This window comes from Spirulina subsalsa FACHB-351 (genome assembly GCF_026130165.1).
Lineage (GTDB): Bacteria > Cyanobacteriota > Cyanobacteriia > Cyanobacteriales > Spirulinaceae > Spirulina_A > Spirulina_A subsalsa_A.
In genome coordinates this window covers 17,963-44,510 of the sequence record NZ_JAIHOM010000004.1, presented here as the reverse complement: position 1 = coordinate 44,510, position 26,548 = coordinate 17,963, and the positions used below count along the sequence as shown (strand labels likewise).

Genomic DNA, 26,548 nt, shown 5'->3' with positions numbered 1-26,548 from the left:
ATTAACCCGACATTCTACACACAAACAATATTGTAACGAGCTATGCTCGGAAAATCCTGTGACAACTTAACTTTGAATAGCCGTAATCACTACAGTATTGACAATATCCGGTACAGTACAGCCGCGACTGAGGTCATTCACAGGTTTTTTCAGACCCTGGAGAATCGGACCAATGGCGATCGCACCTGTTTCCCGTTGTACCGCCTTATAAGTATTATTCCCCGTATTCAGGTCAGGGAACACCAAAACCGTCGCCTGTCCCGCCACTTCCGAACTCGGCAACTTTTGCGCCGCCACCTCTGCATCTACAGCCGCATCGTATTGAATCGGCCCCTCTAACTTTAAATCGGGACGGCGTTGTTTAGCAATTTCTGCCGCCTGACGGACTTTTTCCACCGCTTCCCCCCGTCCAGATGTTCCCGAAGAATAGGACAATAACGCCACTTTAGGTTCAATGCCAAAAGACTCCGCCGTTTTCGCCGAAGATAGAGCAATTTCCGCTAATTGTTCCGCGTTTGGATTGGGATTAACCGCACAATCACCATAGACTAAAACCCGATCCGCTAAACACATTAAAAACACCGAAGAAACAATAGCACAATCCGGCTTTGTTTTAATAATTTGTAGCGCTGGACGAATGGTGTGTTGCGTGGTATGCACAGCACCAGATACCATCCCATCCGCCTCCCCTTGATAAACCATCATTGTCCCGAAATAGGACACATCTAACACAAAATCCCGAGCCGCTTCTAAGGTCATCCCTTTATGTTTACGAAGATCATACAAAATCTGACTATATTCAGCCACTTTCCCCGACTCAATGGGATTAATGATCTGCACTTGATCTAAATCTAAACGAATCCCTTGTTGCTTGACAATTTGGGCAATTTCTTCCCGTTGTCCCAAGAGCGTTAAATCAACAATATCCTGATTTAATAACAGTGCCGCCGCCTTTAAAATACGCGGCTCATTGCCTTCCGGGAGAACAATATGTTTATGGAGAGCTTTTGCCTGTTCCACCCGATTATAAATAAACATTTTCGGCGTGATTCCCTGACTGCGGAGGGTACTAATTTGCTTCTCCAATTGTGCTAAGTTGACATGACGGTTAAATTGCCGTAAACTCAGGGATATTTTTTCATGATCCGATGCCGTAATAGAGGGATAAACTGCCGTATTGAGTTGAGTAGCTGTTTCATAAGTATTCTCTTGCACCAAGAGAATAGGTAAGGTATCTGATAAGCCCTCAATTAACTGCATAATAGGCAATTCTGGCCTAAATCCTGTAGATAAAACAATCCCAGCCAAGCGGGGATAATTAACCGATTGATGGGCTTGTAATGCCCCAACAATAATATCTCCTCGATCCCCCGGTGTAATAATTAACGCATCATCGACAAAGTGAGTAATAGCGTGTTGTACCTGCATCGCCGCCACAATATAGCCAGATACCACATTATCCAGTTTATCCCCTCCCCAAATTACCTCCGCTTTGAGTTGAGCCACAATATCCCGCACCCGAGGACTATTGAGACGATTACTAAAGGGAATCACTCCCAGTAAATATTCTTGGGGATTATATTTTAACTCTAAATTTTCTTGTAACTCTTTTAAAGCACGGGGATTTGCCTTATTTAGTAAAATTCCTACCACCTGACATTCTTCTTCTTGGTAAGCATGGAAGGACAAATCAACGGAATTAATCGCCTCATCAACAGTCTTTTCATAAGCATTACCTATAATTAAAACGGGACAATTTAATGTCTTCGCAATAGTGCGGTTAATATTAAACTCAAACGCTGTACTTTGTCCTAAATAATCTGACCCTTCACAGAGGATAAAATCACATTTTTGCTCAAGATTTTTGTAGCGACTAATGATTTTTTCTAAAACCCCTTCTACATTCCCATTTCTCCCCAAATCTCCCATCTCCCGAAAAGAAACCCCATAGGACTCCTCATAGGTTTGATTTAAGCGAAAATGCCGTAAAATGAGCTTAATATCTTTATCCGCTTCTTCGGGTCGATGAGTGCCGATAATAGGGCGAAAAAAGCCGACCTTTGTCGTTTTGCGTAAAATTAGTTCAATAATGCCTAAAGCAATGAGAGACTTTCCACTTTTCGACTCATTAATACTAATGTATAGGGAGTGTGTCATGGTTCACCATAGAGAGTTCAAGATGAGCTTGAGGTGAGGAGAAAACCCTTTAAAAAGCATCTTGGACGACTAACATTAAGCCCCAAATAAGTATGAGTAAAGAAACACTAATCACCCCCATGACGGGGGTGAAACGGGGACGAGAAGGGCCACTATAGGCCTCGCGAATCAGGATAGATACCGAGGCCCCAATGCCGTAACTTAGACTCAAGACAAGATATGGCCATTGGTGACTGGTGCGCCAAGTGAAGAGCAGAACGAGCAAAAAGGCGATCGCTAAAGATAACATTAAAGCCTCAATAAAGCGAGGGGGGTTGTGTTGACTCGATAAAACAATAGTTTGCCACCACAGTCGCCAAAGTTCCATCACGGTGTTTCTCTCCTATTCACTCCTTCAATATTGACATCCTCCCCAGCTATCACGGCGTGGGCATTCCCAGTCTGACCATTACATAGCCTCCTGACAGGTAGACAAACAAGCCACTGCCCCCCGCAAACGCTCGCGCCGTCTAGAGCCTTTCAGCTTAAATGCTGCTTTAGTAAAACGAGCAGATTTTCGGTTCATCTTCTTTAAAAGCCACCCTCACACAGCCGAACAGTTGAGCAAGTCCTTGCTGCTGTTGAGTGGTGGGGTAGATTTTATACTGATAGCGTGCTTTCATCACTGTGGGTTAAGTGGTTCTGTAGCATTATACTAACTTAGTTTAACCAATTTCTAGCTGCGGTCGGTGGGGCATCGCTATACTCAATACTGATCTTGAGAATCAAAAAAGGCCGTCCCGGAAGGACGGAGTTTTAGACCCATTTTTTGATGAACCCAAAAAATCAAATAATATATAGCTAGTCCTAATGAGATGTGAACTCTGGGCTATTATCCTATGTCGATTCCAGGCGAGCCTTTTTTGCACGACTCAGATAGGTTCGCTATATTGGGTATTATTCCATTCCAGATCCTGTTAATATTCACACAATATATGACCAGAAACTCATTTTTTGAGGTACAGAAAGAACAGTCCTTGATCAAAGCCAGAATTGTTGAAAAATATTTCTGGGCTTGGGCAAAAGTAATTATTCCTACTGTCAAACAATCCTCTAAAAAACCCAAAAAAATTGCTTATATTGATCTTTTTGCGGGGACCGGACGATATGAAGATGGTTCAAAATCCACCCCAGTGAAAGTGCTGGAAACAGCTATCTCAGATCCAGATCTGCGGGATATGTTAGTATCAATTTTTAACGATGTCGATGCCACCCATGTCAAATCTCTTGAAGAAGCTATCAATGAGATTCCCGGCATACAGCGTTTAAAATACCCTCCCAAAATATGGAATCATGAAGTTGGAGATAATATAGTTAAAACCTTTCAAGAACACCGATTGGTTCCCACCTTATTTTTTGTAGATCCTTGGGGCTACAAAGGTTTATCTCTTCAACTGATTAATTCAGTGGTCAAAGATTGGGGTTGTGATTGTATTTTTTTCTTCAACTATAACCGGATCAATATGGGATTAAGCAATGATGCCGTTCAAGAGCATATTAATGCGCTATTTGGAGAAGTACGGGCAGATCAACTCCGCCAACAATTGGAACCACTGAGTCCACGAGAGCGTGAGTTAACTATTGTAGAAGTAATTTGTGAAGTCTTAAAAGACATGGGGACTCAGTATGTTCTTCCCTTCCGATTTAAACATGAAAGCGGCAATCGCACTACCCATCATCTTATCTTTGTAAGCAAGCATATCAAAGGCTATGAAATCATGAAAGACATAATGGCTAAAGAAAGTTCTGAGCAGACGCAGGGTGTGCCATCTTTTGAGTACAATCCGGCGACTCTACGACAACCGTTATTGTTCGAGTTGACTCGTCCTCTTGATGCACTCGAAGCGATGTTGCTGGATACGTTTTCAGGTAAAACCATGACAATGCAAGAGATTTACGAACAGCATCATGTTGGGAAACCGTATATTAAAAAGAACTACAAAACTGCCCTTATTAATCTTGAAGCTCAGGGAAAAATTACGGCAGATCCACCTGCCAATAAACGGCGAAAATACCAGGGAAAAATCACATTTGCTGATGGGGTCAAAGTGGAATTTCCACCTAAGCAATAAGCTCTAACTGATTCCCCCCCTTAGTTACCTTAATTGGAGAAGTTCCCCATTTGTCAATATGCTGATTCCATATATCTGGCATTTCATCCCAGATTCTATTATCAAGTAATCTACCGCCAGCTTTTGGTGTTCTTCCTCCAACTTGTTTAAAGAAAAATGCTACCCCGGCATTTTGGCACTGGTCGCGAATATCCTCTACCCATTGGATTTGTATGGGTCGATGTTTGTGACCAGATTCACCACCTACAATAACCCAATGAATATCAGTCAAATTTAGTTGAAGTTCTCCTAAAAGTGGTTCACACGATATAAAGCGTACAGATACAGGAACTCGGCGAAGATATTCAATACGCTCAACGTAGTTCTGATTTTCAACTGATACCCCTAACCAGACATTCTGTGGAAAATCCAACTGAGAAGATAAATCATCTAAACGTTGATGGCGCTTGGTCAGAATTTGATAGATATGCCAAGGAGTTTTATTAATAACAGAGAAAACTTCTCGGATGAATTCTAAGGGAACATCCTCATGGAAAAGATCACTCATCGAGTTAACGAAAATTCGGCTGGGAGTGCGCCAACTCAATGGTTGTTGTAACCTCTCCGGATGCAATGTTAAGGCAAAACCGTTAGGAAAGTTCTTGTGAAAACGCTGCGTTATAGCTTCAGCATAACAATGAAGACAACCCGGGCTAACCTTGTCACAGCCAGTTGTCGGATTCCAAGTTTTATCAGTCCACTCAATACCCGTATGGGTGCTAGACATATTTCAATCCCGCCAGCTACATCAGCGCCAGACGCTAACCTGCCTGGAACAAAGTGTTTCCTAGTACTATAGCATTATTAGGATAAACTTGCCAGTCTACAACCAGACCCAACCTAAAGTCAGCAGGGGTCGCCCGTTATACCCGTAGGGTTAGCGGGGGAGAACTTCACGAAACTCTCTAGGAGCCGAGTGAGCTACCCCATTCTCACCAAAGGCAGGATGGGGCAGAATATTCACAGTGATATTATTTGGTCTGGGCAGTGAACGGTTCACTGGTTTGACCCGATACCGCCATCTCCCCAACAGGTGTCGCAGCGCGAACCGCCCGGAACATCCCAAATCGGCACAAACCCGCTCCAAACGCCACCCGCATTAACAACAAGGTGGGAACTTCCCGCAAAGACTTCAGGAATCCCCTCACCCCAAAGCGAATTAGCCCCTCTGGACGTGCTACCCCCTGCCAAATGGAATCAAGCCAAGAGGGTAACGTTTCCGCCGTCCAGTCAGCCGTGGCAACTTCCCCAGATACCAACCCAGTAGCGGCAAGTTGTTCAGCAAACCCTTCAATACTGGCAAAGGCGGGATGGGCCCATTGATCTAACAGTTGCCGCATTACAGGCTTTTCCCAGAAATTCAAAGGCTTTTGGCGGTCATCTCGTTGATTCCAGTCCGCCACCACTAAAATCCCCCCCGGTTTCAACACCCGCATCATCTCTCGTGCATATTGGGCTTTATCCGGCATATGGGGACCCGCTTCAATGGACCACACCACATCAAAGCTCCCATCGGGGAAAGACAACGCTAAGGCATCATCCACCTGAAACTGAGCAGTAAGATCGGGGGGTGTGAGTTCCTGAGCGCGTTTGACTTGCTCTGGGCTGATGGTAACACCTGTAACCGCAAAACCATAATCTCGCGCCAGAATGCGACTACTGCCCCCAATCCCACAGCCCACATCTAAAACCGTTGTGCCAGCAGGAAGGTTATTTAATCTTCCCCAACGCACCATTTCATGAACAAAATCCTCCTTTGCTTTTAAGAAGTCCTTCCGTTGGGGTGGTGAGCCATAATGCCCGAGGTGGATATGTTCCCCCCAGTAAAATTCGAGGATGCCGTCATTGGTCCAATCATCATAGGAGTTGGCGACAGAATCGGCGGATTGATATTTCCGAGGAAAGAGGAGGTAAAGTGCTAATCCTAGGAGGATTGCCAACAGGATTAAGCCCGGGGTGATTACAAAAAGATTAGACATGGTTGAACGATCAAAGGTATTCCTTAAAAGTCACGAGCAAGCTTGAGAAAGTTCACTATTTTAGAGCAGTCTCCATCTGTGCTGTATCACGAAAAGAAGCGATGCTCACTAAGCGATTCGACTCTGCATCCCAGAGCAGGAATTGGCAACAGTTGAGTAAATCTCTGATGTGCAGTGTCTTCACTTCCGAGAGCAAATGACGATTTTCTTCATGACAAGCGGCGAGATGGTAATTGGGAATTCTGGAGGAGAGATGATGAATATTGTGATAGCCAATATCTGCCGTAAACCATCTCAGGATGGCTGGTAATTCTAAATAACTGCTCCCCTTAACGGCTCCCAAAACATAATCCCAGCCTGCTGTTTTATGGGCGTAAGATCCCTCAAAAATATGTTGTACAAAAAAGATCCAGATAAAAATAGTCGCAGAACAACTAAGCGTAATGGAGTAAATCGTCCAGAACAGCCCAAAGCCCCATACATGACTGAGAAAAATCCAGCCACTGATTACACAAATGTTATTGAACAAAAGATCCCAAAACTCAGTAGCTGACTGCCAGTGTTTTGACGAATGGGCGGATGTTGTTTGTGCTAGGTTAAACTCTGAACCTTTTTGCAAATCTGTGAATAAATGATGGGCGAAATCATAAACTCCCAGAATTAAAATGAGTCTGGGTTTAATAACTAAGTAAAAAAAGCCGCCCGGAATGGCCATTAAGGGATATCGTAGGACTTCATAAAATCTTTGATTGAAGGGATCAAGCTGGGAAAATTCCTCAGTCGATAGGAAATCGGCAACACCCCGATAGCGCTCCCAGTCGCCATTGGTTTTGTGATGGTAAGCATGATCTCTTGACCAACCATATTGGGGCATGGCGTTGATTACACCGAGCAGAAATCCCATAATTCGGTTCATCCGTTTTGAGCGAAACAAAGAATAGTGTCCGCAATCGTGCATTAAGGAAAAACAGCGTAGGGAGAAGAGAATTAGCAGGGTAATAATCGGCGGGAGAAGCCAGAAAGAAATCGAGGCGACTTTTATGGCTAATATCCATAAAAGAACATACGGCACAACGGTATTCAGAATTTGATAGGTTGCGCGCAGGTTGCTACTTTTGATGTACGGAGTTAAAACAAAATCAGATTTTTTAAGTTGATCTGATGTTTTTTGGGGATGGGAAGATGCAGATTTTACCAAGGGATGTACTGATGTGGGAATTTTTCCTAGACGATGCAAGTAATTTTTGAGCATAATGGATTTTGAGTCAATTTCCTAGAGTAGGATTTTCGAGGTGGAATTCTGACCAACGCCGTCTTACTTGGTCGTGGATTGTGCATAAGGGGGTCTTGGATTGTAAACAATGAACCTCAACGGTGTCATTTCCTTGAAGTGAAACAATAATTTCGTAGGTGGGGTCATAGGTTGCGATCGCCTGAATTAGGTCAGGAATTGCCTCCCACTCCAGATTGATTTGCTGAAAGTGGCACGCTGCCTCATTTTGAGCGATAAACCTTTGAGTAAACTTCACCTGTTCAAGTTGCCAATTTATTGTTCTGGGTATCTTCTCAGTTATCTCGCAAACTAGAAGACCTCGCCCCTGAGATAGATAGCCACAATGGGCGGTATATGCTAAGAGAATGAGGTTTTGTTGAACAAAAGCATCCTGCCAGTAAGGTGAGTTTCTTTGCCAGAGATCATGACTAGAGTGCATAACTATCCCCCCATAGAAGTTGGTTTATCTTTACCCGATAATTTGGGGAGACAATCTGGATTTTATTCTGGTTTCTAAAGTTCATAATAGTCACGTTTTAAGGCAAAAAAAAGTAGCAAAAACGGAGCGCATTTCTGCGATTCATTCCGGTGCAAAGAGCAGTAAGCTGTAACGCTCTATAAAGGATTAGTTGATATTAGGGAACAGAGAAAGCTTTGAGGGGATTTGTTCTCTCCCTAAAACTATTTTGCTGGTCGATTTTTCCTGCTTTTGGTGAAATCGACCTTTAAAGATAAATTCAGAAAAGCTTTTAGACATTATCATCCGTACCTCGCAGACGAAATAGAACAAGTTCGCGCATCTCCAGAGGAGACTATTCGGCGGGCATTCTGACTGAGAGAGTGCTTGCTCTCCTCACAGCTGCGGGACAGCGCCGGATTTGCACCGGACTTTCCCCCTTACGTCTGATGGCTGCTCCCCACCAGAACCGAAAATACTGATTGACTATAACACAAACTTAGGGCAGAAAGCATCCCTCAAGAGATTGTTGACTAATCCTCTTCAGCCAGAATCGAGGCGAACCTATTTCACAGGGGAGCTAAGTGAAGAAGCGAAAGAAGAAAATCGACAAAAAGCTATACCAAGAATTTTTCTAACTTTGGGTCTTAACTTGTCAAGATCGCCTATTACCTTGTTGAGTCTAGCGTTGGTCTTTTTCAGCAATCTCTAGCTATTCCCAATTGTAAAACCTCTAAAACTTTAGCCAAATCACCTGCTAATAATGCTGATCTATCTAACCATAATCCGGGGAAAATTTGGGAGCAAATTATGCCTTCTGAATTAGGTTCAAGTTTAATATACTCTTCATTCGTTAATCTAAACCAATCAAACTCACCATCCTCAACTCGCCAGACTAAATATTCTTGTACTTGGTTACGGCGATAAACATTGAGTTTTTGATGTAAGTCAAGAGAAACGGTACTTGCTGCTATTTCGACTATTAATTCTGGCGCACCTTCTACATAGCCATCGTCACTAATTGTTGATTGTCCACCGTTTGTAATCCTTAATAGTGCATCAGGTTGAGGTTCATTATCAGCATCAAGACGCACCGTACAATTATCACCTAATTCAATTCCGGGTGTACTTGACCAATAGTTACCTAACCAAGTGATAATACGAGCATGAGGGTTGCCATGATTCCTAATTCTTAAAGGAGAAGCCATATAAACAATTCCTTCAATGAGTTCGGCTTTTTTAAGATTTGGCATGGCATTATATCTACGCTCAAATTCTCTACGAGTGAGTTTATCGCCATTTTCTAGGGGTGAAATTGTTGAGTTAGGGTAGATTTTTGCCGTTGCTATCATAGTTTGATTGCCCTTTTATGAAAATCTTCGCCAATACTTCCTGCTCTTAGGGTTCTAGTTCTAACAAAATCTCCCCGTTAATCATGCGCTGGGCGGCATCGAGTAAAATATCATCTACATAGGGCTTAGTAAAATAGCCCCGAGCGCCTCGTTCTGCGGCAATTTGGCGGTGTTTGCGCGCCCCTCGGGAGGTCAACATGGCTACGGGAACCTTTGATAATTCGGGGTCATTTTTCAGTTCTGACAGTAACTTTAACCCGTCCATTTTAGGCATCTCAATATCACAGAAGGTAATATCAGGATTTAACCCGGCTTTGAGTTTTTTCAAGGCATCTTGACCATCCCGCGCTTGTTCTACCTCATAGCCGGCCTTTTCAAAGGTCATGGACAAAAGCGATCGCACCGTCACCGAATCATCAATAATCAAAACCCTCGGTTGTCCCGAATGTTGCACCCTCACCGGACCGGGACTGGGAGGACGGGGGGCTTCTTCCGGCGGGAATAATTCGTCTAAGCTAAAACTGGGTTCTTCCGTCTCTGGGGCTTGGGGAGGCGTAACAGGGGCTTCCACTGGGGGAGCGCTCCCGACTGTGGTACGGCCGGGGGTGCGGATACTATTGGCTAATAACACCTCCCCAGCGCGAATCCGTTCGGCGGCCTGTAATAAATCCTGTTCTACATAGGGCTTCGTGAAATAACCACTCGCCCCTCGTTCCGCCGCCACTTTGCGATGGCGTTCAGCCCCCCGAGAGGTCAACATAGCCACAGGAATAGTCCCCAGTTCGCTATCGCTTTGGATTTTGCCCAACAGTTCTAAACCATCCATGCGGGGCATTTCAATGTCCAATAGTGCTAAATCCGGTCGGATTCCCCCTTGGAGTTTATCCCAAGCTTCTTTTCCATCTCTGGCTTGTTCCACCTCATAGCCAGCCTTTTCAAAGGTCATGGACAAAAGCGATCGCACCGTCACCGAATCATCCACAATTAACACCGTCGGGGGATGGCCGTCGTGGGTATCGGGAGCAGATGGTAGGGTAGTCCCCCGTGCTGCCCCCGGGGAAGTCTCCACAGGCATTTGAACCAAGGTAGGAGTCTGAGTCTCCTTAAGGCGCGGTTTACGAGAACTGCCAGCCAACAGCACATCCCCGGTCATCATCCGTTGTGCCGCATCTAACAACACTTCCTCTAAATAGGGCTTCGTGAAATAGCCACAGGCCCCCAACTCCGCCGCCATTTTCCGATGACGTTCGGCCCCCCGAGAGGTCAACATAGCAATGGGTAACTCCGCCAAGACCTCATCTTTTTGCAGACGGCTTAACAATTCTAACCCGTCTACCCTAGGCATTTCGATGTCACAGAACACAATATCGCAGGGCAGACCCGAGCGCAGTTTTTCCCAAGCATCTTGACCATCCCGGGCTTGTTCCACCCGATACCCAGCCTTAGCAAACGTCATGGATAACAACTCCCGGACTGTGATGGAGTCGTCTACAATCAACACCACCGGCTCCCGTTGAATTTGACTTTCCTCCTGCGCTCGGATAGCGGGGGGCGTTTGCCACATTCCCACACTCATATCCTTGCGAATGCGACCCTCGGCAATTTCGATTAATTCTAGAACATCCGCGATCGCCATAATACGACCATCCCCCTGCACCGTCGCCCCAGCAATCCCCGCCGGCTTAGGAATTGGCCCCAAAAGCTGTTTAATTACAATCTCCTGTTCGCCCAGCACCTGATCCACCCCCACCGCAATATAATTGCTCGTACTGCGCAGAATCACCACAGAAATCATATTGTCATCCCGTCGCCCCGCGTAGAGGTTCGCCCGTCCCAAACGACGGTTAAAGGACAACAATTCCGAAAGGTGCATATATTGCAGGGTCGTATCCCGCCATTTAATCGACAACTGCCCCTTCGTATTGCGTTGAATATTCGTTTGGGGCAGGTCTAGCATATCTTCCACCCCATCGAGGGGGAAAGCAATGGAGGCATTTTCACTAATACAACACAGGGCCTTACAAATACTCAAGGTCAGAGGTAAACGAATAGTGAACGTCGTCCCCCGTCCCGGTTTAGAATCAATGCTCACACTGCCGCGAATCTCATTAATACTGGTGCGCACCACATCCAAACCGACCCCCCGTCCGGCGAAATTATCCGCCTGATCCTTCGTACTAAACCCCGGATGGAACAGGAGATCATAAACCTCCAACTCCGAAAGCTGTTGAGCTTGGCCGTGGGTCATCAAGCCTTTTTGGATCGCTTTAGCCTTAACGCGATCGCTATTAATCCCCGCCCCATCATCACTCACCGCAATCACCGTCTGGTTCCCTTGTTGCAGCGCGCTCACCTTCACCTGTCCCGTAGGGGGTTTCCCCGCCCTCCGCCGTTCTTCCGGCGACTCAATCCCGTGAGTCAGCGCATTATTCACCAAATGGGTCAAAGGATCCGATAAATGCTCCAAAATCATCTTATCGATTAACGTTTCCTGACCCTCCAGTTGTAACGTCGCTTCTTTACCCAACTGAGGCGCAATCCGCCGCACCGCCAAAGGTAAACGGTTCGCCGTATTCCCAAAAGACACCATCCGCGACTTCGTTAACCCCTCCTGTAACTGAGACGTGACCTGTCGCAAGGTTCGCGCCACCTGGTCAATATCATCCACCAAAAACTGAATATCCGAAGCCGACTCCCGCACCCGCACAATCAACTCAATCATCTCCTGAGCTAATTCGTGAAACTTGGTGAAACTATCCATTTCCAAGGAGTCGTAATCATTCTCATGTTCCACCGTAATCGGAGCCGCCCCCGGAATCACCACCTCATGCTTATGTTGAGCGCGATATTCCCGACGACTGCGCAACAAGGCATCCTCCAACAGCGAGCGTTCATAGAGGTCTTGCATTCGTCCCCCCACATCGCTCAAGTTTTGAACTTGGTGCATCAAGTTCTCCAAAAACTGGCGCAGACGTTCCTCATCTCCCTCCAAACTATTCCGGTTCACCACCAACTCCCCAATCAAGTTATTGAGGTTATCCATTTGGCGCACCGGAACCTTCAAGGTGGCTTCCACCTTAGATGATTTAGTCCGTCGGGTGGCTGGAGTCCGCCGTTTTACATCCCCCGGCGGTCCAGCCTGTTGTTGAGTTTGAATTAACAGTTCTTCTAAATCACTAAAATCATCGGTTTCAGGATGGGATTCCCGGTCCACTGGGGTAGTGGGCGACGGGGGGGCAGTGTCCACTGGGTGAGGCGACTGTTCCAACAGGGCTTCCAATTCCGCCAAGGTCGTGGCTAAAGGCAAATCCTTTCCTAGGTCACGCTGGGCGAACACACTCGGAGGTTGTTCCAACAGGGCAGCTAATTCTTCTAAGGGTTCATAGTAGCTAATTTCCCCATTAGAAGCCGTGGAGGGGGCAGCCTCTTGGGGTTTAGGTTGCCCTTGGGGTTGGGGAGCAATAACCGATTCTTCTGGCGCACCACTGAGCAGGGCTTCGAGGTCATCCACTCCTTCCACAGGCGACTCTTCCGGCATCCCACTGAGTAGGGCTTCGAGGTCATCCACTCCTTCCACAGGCGACTCTTCCGGCATCCCACTGAGTAGGGCTTCGAGGTCATCCATCCCTTCGACCCCACCACTCAACACATCGTCTAATGTCGCTTCTGACTCTGACTCGGCCGAGGCGAATAATTCATCAAGGTCTAAACTTTCGTCCCCTTGAATGCCCATTTGACCCGGTTCACCCACCCCACTACGATTGACTGACTCAGGCATCCCAGATAGTCCGAGGTCTTGGGCATCACCAAACAGATCCTCTAGATCCCCTTCCACATCGTCTAATTCAGCGAATAGCGCCTCTTGCTGTTCTGGCTCGGAAATAGGGCTAGCAGCCTCGGGAGTCGGGGTATAGTTGGGGGTCATGCCAATTTCAGCATTTTTCCCGCTAAAGAAGGCTTCTAGATCATCCATATCCTGAATGATCGTATCTTCCCCACTCAGGATGGCGTTAAATTCCTCATCAACAGCTTGAGCGCTGGGAATGTTGGCATCACTGAAATCAAAACCGGGATCGGTGCTTTGGATGAGGGTAGTAAAGGCATCCAGTTCAATGTCCTCCTCGGACTCTAGAAGGTCTAAGCCCTCAATTTCCACCTCTGCCGTTTCCCCAGTTGGACTCAACTCATTGACGGCCGATTCTGAGGAAATATCCAGTAGATCACTAAAGTCTTCTTCCTGCTCTAGGGCGAGTTCTGGCGGTGCAGGGGTGGATACAGGGGGTTCGGGTTCGGGGGGGGTAGGGACTGGGGGAGGGGATTCCCCAAAGGAAAACCCTTCCCCAAACAAGTCGGTTAGGGAATCAAACTCCTGTCCTTCTGTTAAGGTCAAGTCCGATTCAAGGAATTGTTCACTGTCTCCTAGGAAGTCGGTGTCTGTGCCAAAGAGATCATCGGCTAGGTCTAAACTGTCCTGTTCTGCGGTCGTTAGTTCCGCCTCTTCTCCAAAGAGGTCATCAAGGTTGTCGAGGGAGTCATCTCCTGCTAAGGCACCCTCCAAATCCATCTCTAGACTCTGTTCTAGGGCTTCAATGGACTCAAGGTCTGTGAGTTGATTAGAACTTTTGTTTTTATCTGTCCCTCCTTGGAAGGAGGGGAAATCTTGACTGGGAGAACTATCGTGTAGAAGGGCTTCTAAATCATCAAGACCCTCTGCGCCCAGGTCTTGATCAAGGACTAAACTCTCTAAATCATCAGAACCAGAATCTCCGAATAGGTCGGCAAATTCTCCCTCGTCTAAGAAGCCCAATTCTTCGGGTTCTTCTAGATTCATCTGGGGATGGTCTGTGAGGGTGGGGGTGGGGGAGGCATCACTAAAGAAATCATCTAGGTCAGCCAGACTATCTAGGTCAAGAGTCTCTAGATCAAGGTTTTCTTCGGCAGGAGAGGACATAGGCGGGGTTGTCAGGGCTTGAAGTTGGGAATTGGGATGAATAGGATCAACCTGACCTTTAACCCAATCTTGGGCGGAGGGTAGGATATCTTCTTCCTGGACGGCGCTGGGTAATGGGGAACTTCCGGTTGAGGAGGCTTGGGGTGAACTCTCTAGATAATGGGTTACTTGAGGGAATAGGGGTTCAATTTCTGCCATTACTGGAGCGGCAACCTCTTCGGGCAGGGTGATTGTTTTTTCTACTTGGTCAATCATCCGGCACAACCCTTGATGAATGGGGAATAACAGACGGGTTAAGCCTTGATCAACGGGGCGGGGATTGTTTTTGAGAAATTTAAAATAGTCTTCTAGCCGATTGGCGGTTAGGCGAATGCTTTCCAAGTCCAGCATGGCCGCTCCCCCTTTGATGGAGTGCGCACCGCGATAGACCTCCTGTATCATTTCCGGGTTGTCTACGGTACTTTGGAGGTCTTGTAAACTTTGTTCAATTACCTCTAGATGTTCTTTGGCTTCGAGAACAAAGTATCCGGTTATTTTCTGGCGTTGTTCGGCATCCATAATTAATTATTAATAATCAATTATCAATAATCACTCTTAGATTTCCGATAATTAGGCTCAAACACCTATTACACCGTTTCTAAAAGGAGGTTGTAGGAGATGTCTAATCAACAATTATCAGTCCTCAATAGGGTTGGTGTCCCCCCTGACCTACGCGCTAGGGTCTATTGAGTGGTACTGACTTAACTCTAGCCAATCTTGACTCAGTTTGAACAATCACTCTCTCCTCAATTCACAATAGTATCCGGTTTTTTGAGGAGTGACCCGGTAACAATGAATAGTAATCGGTAGGAGATGGGGTGTGAGGTGTGGAGGGTGAAGTATGACTTATTTCCTTTTTCCTATTCCTTATTCCCTATTCTCGACACCCCACTATGAGTTACTGTCCCCATCCCCAGTGTCAACAACCTGAAAATGCAGATCATGCGCGCTTTTGTGGGCATTGTGGGACGCGGTTGCTATTGGGGGAACGGTATCGCCTGCTACGTTTGATTGGGTCGGGGGGGTTTGGACGGACGTTTTTAGGACGGGATGAATATAAACCTTCCCATCCTTTTTGTGCGGTTAAACAATTTTGTCCCCAAGATCAATCTCAGAAGGCGGCGGATTTGTTTGAACAAGAGGCGCAACGGTTGGAACAGTTGGGACACCATGCCCAAATTCCTCAACTTTATGCCCATTTTAGCCAAGAGAATCAACAATATATTGTTCAGGAGTGGGTGGATGGTCAGAATTTAGCCCAAGAGTTGGCCCAACAGAAGTGTTTTCCGGAGGGGGAAGTGGGGCGGGTTTTGCTGAATCTCTTGCCTGTGTTGCGCTTTATCCATGAAGGACAGGTGATTCACCGGGATATTAAGCCGGAAAATATTATCCGTCGGATGAGGGATCAAGAGTTGGTGTTGGTGGATTTTGGGGCGGCGAAGTATGCGACGGAAACGGCTTTGGGGTGCCGGGGGACGGTGATCGGTAGTGTGGGTTATGTGGCGCCTGAGCAAAGTTTTGGTCGGGCGACGTTTGCTAGTGATTTGTATAGTTTGGGGGTGACTTGTGTTCAGTTGTTAACAGGGGTGGATCCTTTGGAGTTGTATAGTGTCCAGGAGGGGGCTTGGGTCTGGCGGAAGTTTCTGCCTCGTCCGGTCAATCCAGCGTTGGGTCGGATTTTAGATAAGTTGTTGGCCCGGGGGGTGCGCGATCGCTATGAGTCGGCCCAACAGGTCTTAGCGGCGTTGTGTGCCTCGAATTTACAGCCCCAGTTATCCCGTCCCCTCTGGCACTGTACGGATACTTTAAGGGGTCATACGGAGGGGGTGCAGGTGGTGGCGTTTCACCCCAAGGGAGAGGTCTTGGTCAGTGGTAGTGGCGATCGCACGATTAACCTCTGGCGCAAACAAGACTGGTGGGAACTAGACACTCTTCTCGGTCATGAAAACACTGTCCAAGGGTTGAGTTTCCACCCCCAAGGCCATCACTTAGCTTCTGTGAGTCGGGATAAAACCCTCAAGTTATGGGATTGGCAACAGGGGCGCTTTCACAAAACTCTACAGCGTAAGGGGGGGTTAGGGGGCGGTGTGTTTACGGTGGCCTACTCCCCCGATGGTCATTATCTCGCGAGTGGGGGGGGAGAACATAGTGTTGAGCTTTGGCAAGTTTGCCCCTTCCGTAAAGTGACCCAATTGAAGTTAACTGGGCTATTTGCTAATGTGGAGGCGATCGCCTGGAGCTCTGATAGTCAACTCCTCGCCACAGCCAGTAACTCCCCCCGTCTCTATCTTTGGTCAGTTCAGCAACAAAAACCCCTCTGGACCCGCAAACTCCTCTGTTCTGCCCTCGCCTTTAGTCCCAATGGTCAACTTCTGGCAACGGCTGGGTCAATATCTGAAGGCACAAGGGCGGGCAGTCCTGCTATTCTACTCTGGGAAATCCACACTGGACGCATGATTAAAGCTTTAGTCTGCGGCAACAATGCCGTCTCTAGTTTGGCATTTCATCCTCAAGGGCATTTGCTAATTAGTGGCGATGAACAAGGAATCTTGCGACTGTGGGATGTCAAACGAGGCTTAACGCTGGGTTCGTTACGGGGTCACACTGGCATAGTCCACAGTGTAGCGTTTCACCCTCAAGGCCGGCTTTTAGCCAGTGGCAGTGAGGACAAAACCGTTAAGATATGGCAACCGTTTCCACAAAATTAACTGGAGTACAGTTATCCTGAGCCAGTTTCCGCGTGAATTTCACCCATAAGGAGGTTTTTTCAACCACGGGGAGAGTTGCTAAAGGCAAGATGGAAGGAGCGCAAGCTTCAAGGTCTTCACTCCCACAAACTGGGCAGCTTTCCTGCTCTAGAAGACTAGCGGCAGGGTTACTAATCTGACCACAATGGCGACAGAAGTTATAGTGATGAAGCATGGGTTTTCCCTCAGCGAAATGGTATGAATCTCTGATTATCTTAACATTTCTTTATCTAAGTTAACAATAAACCCCTGAAATCTTGACAAAAAAAATTATTTATGGTAGAGAGCGATCCAAGCCCCACTCAACATCAGGAAGGCACACAAGCTTAACTTGAGTTAAACCAAACCTTCTAACTCCAACTCCTCAATCATTTGCAAACCTCGGGGATCTCCGACTTTAAGCAGCGCGGCCTTAGCATCTTCCCGTACCCCGAGATCAGAATCTTCTACTAAAGACTCTAACAGGGCATCAATCGCTGTGGCATAGACCACATTAGAAGGTAACTCCCGGCATAACTGCCCTAATGCCCAAGCGCAATTACTCCGCACCGCTGCCACGGAATCTTGACGGAGTGACTCAATTAATGGCGGAATTGCACCGATCATCACGTCATAATCTAACTTAGCCATCTGGGCTAAGGCACTAGCTGCCCAGAGACGCACGGCCGAGATGTCCATTTTTAAACCTTGGGTGAGGGGGGCAAGGGTGCGACGATCTAAACAGTTACCTAATGCCCAGACAATGCCTTTGCGGACGTAACCATTCCAATCTTGGTAATACTGAGTCATTAGGGCTTCCACTGCATCAGGGCTGGGATTGCGTCCTAAACCATAGGCCGCACTGACGCGGACTAGGGGACAAATATCCGTTAAAGCTTCCATCAGGTGGGGAATTGCTCGTGAATCCTGAATCTGACTAAAGGCACGGGCGGCTACAATCCGTTGAGAGGTGTCGTCGGAGGATAACAAGCGTAACATTTCCTCGGGATCTGGTGCCGCTTCTTCTTCGATTGCGTCTAGTTCATCAAGTGGACTATCTAACTCATCCTCCCAGTTGACTGGATTGAGGCCATCATCATTCATAGGAATCTGCAAAAAAATCACATCGCGTCACGTTGAACGGGCTGCTCCTCGCCCTTTCCTCGGGATGGGGGAGGGGCAGATCTCACCACGCTATCATCGGTCATTCCTCCCATTGTATCGGCTTTTGATGGATTTTGAACAAAAAGAGCGGCCCATTCCCCCACCTCGAAGCGAAGGGTAGGAATTGACTGAGTTTAACCGGGGAACAAGCGGGAGCAAACGAGGGTTGCGATCAGGCGAACAACATTCCGTTACAAGCTCAACCCCTCTCAATTCCTCCGGGGGATTCTCCCACCATAATCTGCAATTTGGTGGGATGGGGATGTCAACGCTAAAATCAAAAAATGGACTCCGAGAGCAGCAACCTGAATCCTGAAAACTAAGTATGGGTTTGCTGGGGGCAAAACTTTGTGTCTGTCAGAGATGCGGTTATTCGTCTTCCTTCAGATGCTTGTTGCTGATACTCGCAAGGACTAGCATTGCAAGCTAGCCCGTCATCTCTGTGGTAACGTTGGGATGGTTTTTGGGGAGACAGTCGGCGGGAAGTTGGTCATGGGACTGCTCTCGCTCAGGGTCTGTAAAACAGGAATCTCGCACTATACCTGTTAGGGTTGGTGGGAGAGTGTCAATAGAAGCTATATTACTCGGATGAAAGGGGATGCCTGAAAAACTGAAAATTATGGTCGTGGATGATGAGAAGGACAATCTGGATTTGTTGTATCGTACCTTCCGACGGACTTTTAAGGTGTTGAAAGTGGATAGTCCGGCGATCGCACTAGAAATGCTCACTCAAGACAGCGACGTTGTAGCCGTGGTTTCAGATCAAAGTATGCCGGAAATGAGCGGCATCCAGTTGTTAAGCAAAATTAAGCATCAATATCCTAGAATTGTGCGGATTTTACTGACAGGGTATTCCGATGAACAGTTAGTAGAAGCGGGGGAGGACTTGAACTCAGCCGAGGTCTTTCGTTGTGTCTCTAAACCTTGTCAGCCGGAAATCCTTCAATCGGTTTTACAGCAAGCGGTTGAGGTGTATCAGGGGGGAATTGATAATTAGGGCTTGCTGAATAACTCGGGGAGTCGGGAGTCAGGGAGCAGGGGAGAGGGGGAGCAGGGGAGCAGGGGGGCAGGGGGGCAGGGGAGCAGGGCAATTGATAATTGACAATTGATAATTATTACCTATTCCCTATTCCCTATTCCCTGTTGCCTATTCCCTATCACCTATTCCCTATTCCCTTTGCTTTCCCTTGTGGATGACAAAACTCAAATGGGAACGCTATATATCTTTATCAAAACTTTACAAAACAGAACTTTCGAGGACAGAACTTCATCATAACTTTATAGAATTTCCGTAATTTCCTGTATATAGTAAAGACTCAGTGAAATTACTTTAAGTGTAAACAATGATGATGATTCAGAGTGTATCCAGTCTGATCTTGACTTTCTCCGTAATTACTGTTACATCAGGAGGGGTACTGTTAAGCGTTATGGGAGCCCAAGTTTCCGATCCTTATGGTTGTGCCATCAGTCCAGATAATATCGGTTGTGAAATGAATCGCCCTTTTGATGTGAAAGAATCTGACGCGGCCTATGATGAAGACATCAATCTTGATGCCATCTTATCGTTGGAGCGGGAATAATACTGAACTTTTGACCTATTATAAAACTGTTGATTTGTCTTCAAGGGATTTACTTGATCTTCGTCTTTCGCTTCAATGTGACGTTTCTATTAACAGCCTGATAAGGCAAATTTCGGTAACAAACGGTCTAGGACTTGTTTTAAGACCATAGCCGTCCAATCAATATCTTCTAAGGTGGTTTCTCTGCCTAAAGTGAACCGAATTCCGGCTAAAGCTTCTTGATCGGAATAGCCCATTGCTTTGAGAATGGGACTGGGGGTTAATTTGCCACTATGACAGGCTGATCCGGCGCTGATGCCGATGCCTGCTAGGTTTAACTGCCGGACTAGGGTTTTTCCGGTAATTTCCCCTTGAGTTAAACAGAGACTGACGTGGTGGGGGAGACGGTGTAACCGATCTCCGGTGGGGACGAGGTAGGAACAACAGGCTAGTTGATCAAAGAGGCGATCGCGCAATTCCCGTAGACGAGGAGTTTCCCTTGTCATTTCAGCCAGCGCCCACTCAGCCGCCACCCCAAACCCGGCAAGGGTTGGCACCGCTTGGGTTCCTGATCTTAAACGCTGTTCCTGTCCTCCCCCATAAATCATCGGAGCGAGTTGTACCCCCTCCCGCACATACAAGGCCCCGGACCCTTGGGGGCCGTAGAGTTTATGGCCCGATAGAGAGAGTAAATCTACCCCCAACTGCTGCACATCGAGGGGTAATCGTCCCGCCACTTGTACCGCGTCAGTGTGGAATAATACATTGTGACATCGGGCGATTTGGGCTAAGGTTTCAATGGGTTGCAGGGTGCCGACTTCACTCTGACCGTAAATGATGGACACCAGGACGGTATTGGGTTTTAAAGCGGCTTTGAGGTCAAGGGGATTGACCCGACCTTGGCGATTGACTGGGAGACGGGTGACTTGCCACCCTTGTTGTTCTAAAATTCGGGCGGGTTCTGCGATCGCCGAATGTTCCACCGAGGAAATAATTAAATGCTGGGGAGTCCGGTATTGTTGTGTCACGCCAAAAATCGCCCAGTTATCGGCTTCTGTCCCCCCAGAGGTGAAAAAAATGCTCTCGGGATGGGGGGCATTAATTAACTGGGCCACCTGTAAGCGGGCCATTTCCATCACCGTAGCCGCCCGTTGACCCCAAGCATGAAGACTCGAAGGATTGCCCCATTCTTGTTGAAGGACTTCTTGGATGCGGGCAGTCACTTCAGGACGTTGCGGTGTTGTCGCACTGTAATCCAGATAAATTTGCATAATTCTTGGGGAAGGTCTGAGAGCAGTTCAAGGGGGGGTGTCGGTCTAAAAGGTTCCATAAGCCCTTGGCAAATGAAGCCACAAGATAGGCCTGATTCCTCATCGCCACCCGGTTTAACTACCGGGCTTACAAACATTGTAATCTTCATGGGAAATTACCGCTTCTGGAATGACTAAATTGCCATGATCTCGACAGATCAGACGGTAATTTCGGGTGACAGGAATACTAATTACAAAACGGTCGTGGCGCAGTCGTTTACCGCGAAATTGGCGATAATCTTGCTGTTGTTGCAGGCTGGTGATAATATGTCTAGCTTTAATCACCACATTTTTAGGTAGTTCACTCAGGTCAATGGCATCGTGGGCAAAAGTGGCCTCCCACGATTTTTTCTCCCGCTTTTTCCGCTCCCGATCTTCTTCTTTTTGCGCACATCGGTGGCAGGTCTGACCATACCCCTTGTGACCGCAAGGAAACTGTTTCTTTCGTCTAGCCATAAGACCACTGGTTATTGAACCTCTGGAGCAATAAGTTAGGCTTATCGCTCTAGATTCTCAGAGATATTACTAGCTCTGCATTCCAATCCAATTGGATTCCCAGACTGAGCGGCACTGACCTCTACTGACTCGTATCTTCAGATTAGGCTGGTTAACTAATCTAGTTGGTTGATTCCAACTTGGGCGTTACTTCCGGGGTGCCTCTCCGTAAATCCTTTTGAGGATAACAGTAGGATAACACAGCCGTGACCGAAATTCCCCTACGACCTCACTTTTATTGGGGTCACAGTCCCCTTTCAGCCTAGGGATGGGCGGTTATCGTTGGGGGATTCCGCTAATTGAAAATTGCTGCACTGCGACGATCCACTGGCCAATCTTCATTCACTCCCCCAATAATAACCTGACGCAGGGTGAGATATTCCCGACTCAGTTGGGTCAGAGCATTAATTAAAACATCAACGGCGATTAAATCACTGGTGCCTAAATCCAGCCAACAACGTCCCCAAGTTCCTGCATATTCAAAATCACTCATATTGTGCATTGGAGCCATCATAGCGGCTTCTGAGATCGCCGGATTATACTCCATATAACTAATATCAACTCCGGTTTCTGTCACCTGTAGATTTTCCCCGTTGAACCCTCCTAATTTGCCCAAATAGAACCAAGAATTGAAGAGTTCCTCGACATATTGCTGTTCCAAGGGGGAGGGAATATTTTCAAATTCTAGCCAAATCCACAGATCAAAGGGGTTGAATTCACGAAATTGTATGTCCATACATTGGGTTTATTTACGGTGCTATGTCGTCAAATTTTAGACTATCCTAGAGGATAACAGATTGAGCTTGAGTTATGGTTCATTTTTCCTCGCCGGATGAGCATGAGCGTCTCCAGGTGTTGTATCGTTATCAGATTTTAGATACTCCCCCGGAAGCGGTTTTTGACCGCATCACTGTTTTGGCGACTCGTGTTCTGAATGTGCCGATTGCTTTGATTAGTCTGGTGGAGCGCGATCGCATTTTTTTTAAGTCTCGGCAAGGTATTGATCCCCCAGAATTAGATCGAGAGGGGAGTTGGTGTGGTCAGGCCATGTTTACTCAAGGTATCTACTGGGTAGCCGATTTGCTGGAACATCCCATCTGGTGCAATCATTCCTTTGTAACCGAGAAACAGTTACGTTTTTATGCGGCCAGTCCCCTCTGCACCACCACGGGACACCGTTTAGGGACTCTCTGTGTGATGGATTATCACCCCCACCCCTTAGACGAGGAAAAAAGCGCGATTTTGGCCGCTTTGGGGGAGTTGGTAATAGAACAAATGGACTTACGATTAGCCGCTAGTCGTTTAGTGACCACGGAGAAGGCTTTAAAGCACAGCGAGTCACGGTTTCGGCAGTTTGTGGAGCAAGCGGCCGATGTGTTCCTGATTTATGATGAAATGGGGTTTGTCTTAGACACCAATCAAGCGGCTTGTGATTTTCTCGGTTATAGTCGGGAGGAGTTATTACACCTTCCCATGCACTTGATTACCTCCCGTTGGCATCCCCAACAGTGCCGGACTGGTTTGTTAACGGGTCAAGTACATCGCCAGATGGATCATTATCGCTGCAAGGATGGCACCTTAATGCCTGTGGAGGTGCGTTTAGGTTGGATTGAAATTGACGAACAGCGCTGGATTCATGCCATTGCTCGGGATATTCGCGATCGCCTCATTGTAGAACGAAAACTCAAGCAACAAGCTGACCGTCAACGTTTAAGCTATAGCCTTACCCAAAGTTTACGCCGTACTCTTCATTTAGATGACATATTGCGTACCACAGTTGCTGAACTTTGTCAACTTTTCGCCACCGATCGAGTGGCGATTTTTCGCTTTTTAGACCCCCATCAAGGGCAAGTCGTCGCTGAGTCCGTTGTATCCCCTTGGCTGTCGATTCAAGGAGAATATTTCACCGATGTTTGTATTCACCAAACCTTTGAAGACTTATCCCGCAATCAACGAGTTTTGATTCAACATCCCAACATTGAGCAAAGCCCTTTAAGTCTTTGTCATGTGGAATTATTGCGCCAGCTTGAAGTGAAGGCCTATTGTGTCCTACCCATCTTTTTAGCCCAAGAATTGTGGGGGTTATTAGTTGTCCATCATTGTACAGCCCCCCGTCAGTGGGAAGAGTGGGAAATGGGCTTGTTATTAGACCTCGCCAATCAGTTAGAAATTGCGATTCAACATAGTCAACTTTACGAAAAAACCCAATATCAAGCCCAACGGGAACAAGCCATTCATCAGGTTGTCAAAACAATGCGCCGTTCCCTTAATTTAGACCAAATTTTTTCAACCGTCGTGAATGAACTCGGAGATTTACTCGCTGTTGATCGGGTGGTTATTGTTGAATACCGTATCCAAGAAAAAGTTTGGGTTCATGTGGCCGAATATCGTAAAATGGCTGAGTTTTCTTCGTTGCTTGGGCAGAAAATTGACGATGAAAATAATCCCATTGCAGCCCGTCTAAAAACCCTAGAAATTGTTCAACTTGATGATACCAGTCATTTACATGATCCGATTAATAAAAACCTGAACGAAAACTTTGGGGGGGCTTGGTTACTCATTCCCCTGAGTTATGATGATCAACTGTGGGGAAGTTTAACCTTGATGCGTTCTCCCCAGAGAGGACAAGGCTGGAGTCCCCATGAAATCGAAGTCGCTCAGGAAATTGCTGATCATTTAGCCATTGCTATTGAACAATCTTGTCTCTATCATCAACTGGAAAAAGCTAATCAAGAATTGAGTCAATTAGCCTGTATGGATGGATTAACAGGCGTGGCAAATCGTCGGCGATTTGATGAATATTTTTATCGACAATGGGAGCGCGGACAGCAGGAAGAAATCCCGTTATCTTTGATTTTAGTCGATATTGACTTTTTTAAGCCTTATAATGATACCTATGGTCATCAAGCGGGAGATGATGCCCTGAGACAAGTTGCCCAGGCTTTAACCCATTCATTAAGTCGAAATAGTGATCTCGTGGCACGTTATGGGGGGGAAGAATTTGCGCTAATTTTACCGAATACTCCCCTGGAGCAAGCCCAAAAAATTGCGGCAAAAATTCAGACTCAAGTGGCAGATTTACAGATTCCCCATAGTGCATCTTCAATTAGTTCTTGGGTAACGGTAAGCATGGGATTGGCTACGATTATTCCTGAGCCTCATCTGTCCCCCCAAGAATTTGTGACTTCGGTGGATTGTTGTTTGTATCAAGCTAAAGCGAAAGGTCGCAATCGTTATGTTGCTAATAGTCGGAATGTGGTCAATTTTTTTACCAATCATTCTCCCCGCAAAATAGATCATGGCTAGTCAATCAATCCACTTTTTTTATATAACGTTATAGTAGGGACTGGAGTGATCCTGAACTGAAGTAGTATCGAGTAAAAACTATGAATCGTAGAGACTTTTTAAATTGGATTGGGGTTGGATTTGTGGCCAGTTTTCTCCCGGTTGCGATCGCCGCTTGTTCGGATAATGAGGAAACCACTACCGCCACACCGGGGGAATTCCAAGCGGTGGCAACGGTGACAGCCCTTAATGCAGAAGGCCATTTACTGGATGAATCTTCCCCCATCGGTAGTATTTCCATCGTGGAAAATCCTAGTAATCCTGAGCAATTCCTAGCGGTTAATCCCACCTGCACCCATAACGGTTGTACTGTGGATTGGAACTCAGAAGCCGGGAAATACGTTTGTCCTTGTCATGGGGCTGAATATAGTCCCGAGGGGGAAGTTTTAAAAGGACCGGCAATGGATTCTTTGCCAACTTATGAGGTGAAGGTAGAAGGGGATGAAATTCTAGCTCGCGTGATTTAAGGGGAGTGGCTAGGTTGTTCTAGGATTCCTGATTTTTGCTCCCACCAAGAAGCCCGATTTCTGGTCATTTTTGCCTTAAAATGGGCAGATTGATTCAGAAATCGGGCTTTCTCAGCAGACCCTACTTAACCAGTCCGGCTGGAAAGGTAGGAGATTGCTGAGAACGGGACTGTAAGACGCTTTCTTGTAGGTTTTCGGCTAAAACGTCGCTGCGAGATTTAGCAATGGTGAAAAAGGCGATCGCGGGAATCACCCCAACCACCCAGCCTAACAGAGCGGGAATCCAGAAACCAGAACCAACACTCATCACCGTGGCAAAAATTAAATTGCTCACATAAACCACGAGGGGAAAGATCAATTGTTCACGGGAGAGATTGAGGGGGGTTTTCGGCCATAAGAGGGTGGCAACCGTCATAAACACAACACCAGTCCCAAACCATCCGGCAAAATTTTGATAAGGCATCCCGAAAAATCCGCCCGGTTGCTCCCAAATCCAGAAGGGAACGCTAGTCTGGCTCATGGCGGGGTCGAGGACGAAATCCCAAGAGGTCAGGAGTAGGGATCCCAAGGCGATCGCACTGATTAAACTCCAGCGAGTGGCTACCCCACGAGACTCTAGACCTACACGAACTAAAAGATAGGCACTAAACCCTAAATAAAACCAAGACAAGGGAATAGTAAACGGCACTAAACCCGCGATTTTATAGCCTAAACCACTTAAATAACGGTAATGACCGAAAGGAAATCCGGTACTGGTGCCTAAAAGTTCACTTCCTAAAGAAAGGAACACCGCCGGCACCATGAAGGTTAAACAACGACGTAAACCAAAAAGGCGGTAAGCATAAATCGCTACCGCCGCCGTTGCTAAAACCATATAACTGGCACCCCCTCCAGCCATTGACCAGCGAAAGACCAATTGGCCAAACTCTGACAGACTAGCAATAAATTGAGCGTTGGGGAGGACGATCAGTAAGCCCGCTAAACCAAATACCATCGAGATAATATGGCCAACGAGCAGGGAGCGTTCAGCAATAACAAGTTTTTTCATCTAAAATGCAAACCTCTTGAATCTGAGTGGTTCATCCCGCCAAACTGCTCGTTGCTCTGAACTCGGGGCAGTGGGG

Annotated in this window: 20 protein-coding genes, 1 pseudogene and 1 riboswitch; of the genes and pseudogenes, 6 read left to right on the top strand and 15 right to left on the bottom strand. The window is 46.9% G+C overall.

The features are described from left to right. Positions 1-66 precede the first annotated feature (66 nt). From pta to K4A83_RS01355, 3 genes and pseudogenes are all read right to left on the bottom strand, one after another. Positions 67-2,157, bottom strand: coding sequence for a phosphate acetyltransferase (gene pta, locus K4A83_RS01365; protein ID WP_265262579.1), 2,091 nt, complete (start codon positions 2,155-2,157; stop codon positions 67-69). A gap of 49 nt (positions 2,158-2,206) precedes the next feature. Then, positions 2,207-2,524: a hypothetical protein gene (locus tag K4A83_RS01360; protein WP_407809776.1), complete on the bottom strand. Its 318-nt coding sequence runs from the start codon at positions 2,522-2,524 to the stop codon at positions 2,207-2,209. Between the two features lie 199 nt (positions 2,525-2,723). Beyond that, a pseudogene (locus tag K4A83_RS01355) lies at positions 2,724-2,819 on the bottom strand (helix-turn-helix domain-containing protein); the annotation flags it as partial. Between the two features lie 312 nt (positions 2,820-3,131). On the opposite strand from K4A83_RS01355, the gene K4A83_RS01350 reads away from it, so the two are divergent. Next, on the top strand, positions 3,132-4,268 hold the full coding sequence (locus tag K4A83_RS01350) for a three-Cys-motif partner protein TcmP (protein WP_265262577.1): 1,137 nt from the start codon (positions 3,132-3,134) through the stop codon (positions 4,266-4,268). On the opposite strand, the gene K4A83_RS01345 is transcribed toward K4A83_RS01350, so the two are convergent. From K4A83_RS01345 to K4A83_RS01320, 6 genes are all read right to left on the bottom strand, one after another. Further along, entirely contained in the window at positions 4,258-5,034 is a 777-nt protein-coding gene (locus K4A83_RS01345) for a DUF5131 family protein (RefSeq protein ID WP_265262576.1), read from the bottom strand. The genes K4A83_RS01350 and K4A83_RS01345 overlap by 11 nt on opposite strands. A gap of 244 nt (positions 5,035-5,278) precedes the next feature. After that, entirely contained in the window at positions 5,279-6,286 is a 1,008-nt protein-coding gene (locus K4A83_RS01340; protein ID WP_265262575.1) for a methyltransferase domain-containing protein, read from the bottom strand. 55 nt (positions 6,287-6,341) lie between these two features. After that, positions 6,342-7,538 (bottom strand): fatty acid desaturase, encoded by a 1,197-nt coding sequence (locus tag K4A83_RS01335; RefSeq protein WP_265262574.1) that lies wholly within the window; start codon positions 7,536-7,538, stop codon positions 6,342-6,344. Positions 7,539-7,551: 13 nt separating this feature from the next. After that, entirely contained in the window at positions 7,552-7,998 is a 447-nt protein-coding gene (locus K4A83_RS01330; protein ID WP_265262573.1) for a hypothetical protein, read from the bottom strand. A gap of 362 nt (positions 7,999-8,360) precedes the next feature. Continuing rightward, positions 8,361-8,505, bottom strand: a riboswitch (cobalamin riboswitch). 209 nt (positions 8,506-8,714) lie between these two features. Then, positions 8,715-9,368, bottom strand: a complete 654-nt coding sequence (locus K4A83_RS01325) for a Uma2 family endonuclease (RefSeq protein ID WP_265262572.1) — start codon at positions 9,366-9,368, stop codon at positions 8,715-8,717. A gap of 46 nt (positions 9,369-9,414) precedes the next feature. Continuing rightward, a complete protein-coding gene (locus K4A83_RS01320) occupies positions 9,415-14,877 on the bottom strand; it encodes a hybrid sensor histidine kinase/response regulator (RefSeq protein WP_265262571.1) in 5,463 nt (1,820 codons plus the stop codon). A gap of 374 nt (positions 14,878-15,251) precedes the next feature. On the opposite strand from K4A83_RS01320, the gene K4A83_RS01315 reads away from it, so the two are divergent. Continuing rightward, positions 15,252-17,066 (top strand): WD40 repeat domain-containing serine/threonine-protein kinase, encoded by a 1,815-nt coding sequence (locus tag K4A83_RS01315; protein WP_265262570.1) that lies wholly within the window; start codon positions 15,252-15,254, stop codon positions 17,064-17,066. Here the strand turns inward: K4A83_RS01315 and K4A83_RS01310 are convergent. Continuing rightward, a complete protein-coding gene (locus K4A83_RS01310) occupies positions 17,035-17,280 on the bottom strand; it encodes a hypothetical protein (RefSeq protein ID WP_265262569.1) in 246 nt (81 codons plus the stop codon). The genes K4A83_RS01315 and K4A83_RS01310 overlap by 32 nt on opposite strands. Positions 17,281-17,441: 161 nt before the next feature. After that, positions 17,442-18,188 (bottom strand): HEAT repeat domain-containing protein, encoded by a 747-nt coding sequence (locus K4A83_RS01305; protein ID WP_265262567.1) that lies wholly within the window; start codon positions 18,186-18,188, stop codon positions 17,442-17,444. 658 nt (positions 18,189-18,846) lie between these two features. On the opposite strand from K4A83_RS01305, the gene K4A83_RS01300 reads away from it, so the two are divergent. Both K4A83_RS01300 and K4A83_RS01295 read left to right on the top strand, forming a co-directional pair. After that, complete coding sequence (locus tag K4A83_RS01300; RefSeq protein WP_265262566.1) at positions 18,847-19,245, top strand: response regulator; 399 nt, start codon at positions 18,847-18,849, stop codon at positions 19,243-19,245. 346 nt (positions 19,246-19,591) lie between these two features. After that, complete coding sequence (locus K4A83_RS01295) at positions 19,592-19,828, top strand: hypothetical protein (RefSeq protein WP_265262565.1); 237 nt, start codon at positions 19,592-19,594, stop codon at positions 19,826-19,828. Positions 19,829-19,917: 89 nt separating this feature from the next. On the opposite strand, the gene K4A83_RS01290 is transcribed toward K4A83_RS01295, so the two are convergent. The 3 genes from K4A83_RS01290 to K4A83_RS01280 form a co-directional block, all read right to left on the bottom strand. Further along, positions 19,918-21,078, bottom strand: a complete 1,161-nt coding sequence (locus tag K4A83_RS01290) for a cysteine desulfurase family protein (RefSeq protein ID WP_265262564.1) — start codon at positions 21,076-21,078, stop codon at positions 19,918-19,920. A gap of 114 nt (positions 21,079-21,192) precedes the next feature. After that, the gene (locus tag K4A83_RS01285) at positions 21,193-21,573 is read right to left on the bottom strand and encodes a DUF7682 family zinc-binding protein (RefSeq protein ID WP_017306594.1); all 381 of its coding nucleotides are present in this window, start codon (positions 21,571-21,573) and stop codon (positions 21,193-21,195) included. A 334-nt stretch (positions 21,574-21,907) separates the two neighbouring features. Then, positions 21,908-22,348 carry a DUF3531 family protein gene (locus K4A83_RS01280; RefSeq protein WP_265262563.1) on the bottom strand — a complete coding sequence of 147 codons (441 nt, stop codon included), beginning with the start codon at positions 22,346-22,348 and terminating at the stop codon, positions 21,908-21,910. A gap of 74 nt (positions 22,349-22,422) precedes the next feature. Between K4A83_RS01280 and K4A83_RS01275 the strand changes: the two genes are divergently transcribed. Next, positions 22,423-24,918: a GAF domain-containing protein gene (locus K4A83_RS01275; RefSeq protein WP_265262562.1), complete on the top strand. Its 2,496-nt coding sequence runs from the start codon at positions 22,423-22,425 to the stop codon at positions 24,916-24,918. A gap of 80 nt (positions 24,919-24,998) precedes the next feature. Continuing rightward, positions 24,999-25,424 carry a QcrA and Rieske domain-containing protein gene (locus tag K4A83_RS01270; RefSeq protein WP_265262561.1) on the top strand — a complete coding sequence of 142 codons (426 nt, stop codon included), beginning with the start codon at positions 24,999-25,001 and terminating at the stop codon, positions 25,422-25,424. A 121-nt stretch (positions 25,425-25,545) separates the two neighbouring features. Here K4A83_RS01270 and cruF read toward each other — a convergent pair whose 3' ends face one another. Beyond that, positions 25,546-26,472: a gamma-carotene 1'-hydroxylase CruF gene (cruF, locus tag K4A83_RS01265; protein ID WP_265262560.1), complete on the bottom strand. Its 927-nt coding sequence runs from the start codon at positions 26,470-26,472 to the stop codon at positions 25,546-25,548. Positions 26,473-26,548: the final 76 nt, after the last annotated feature.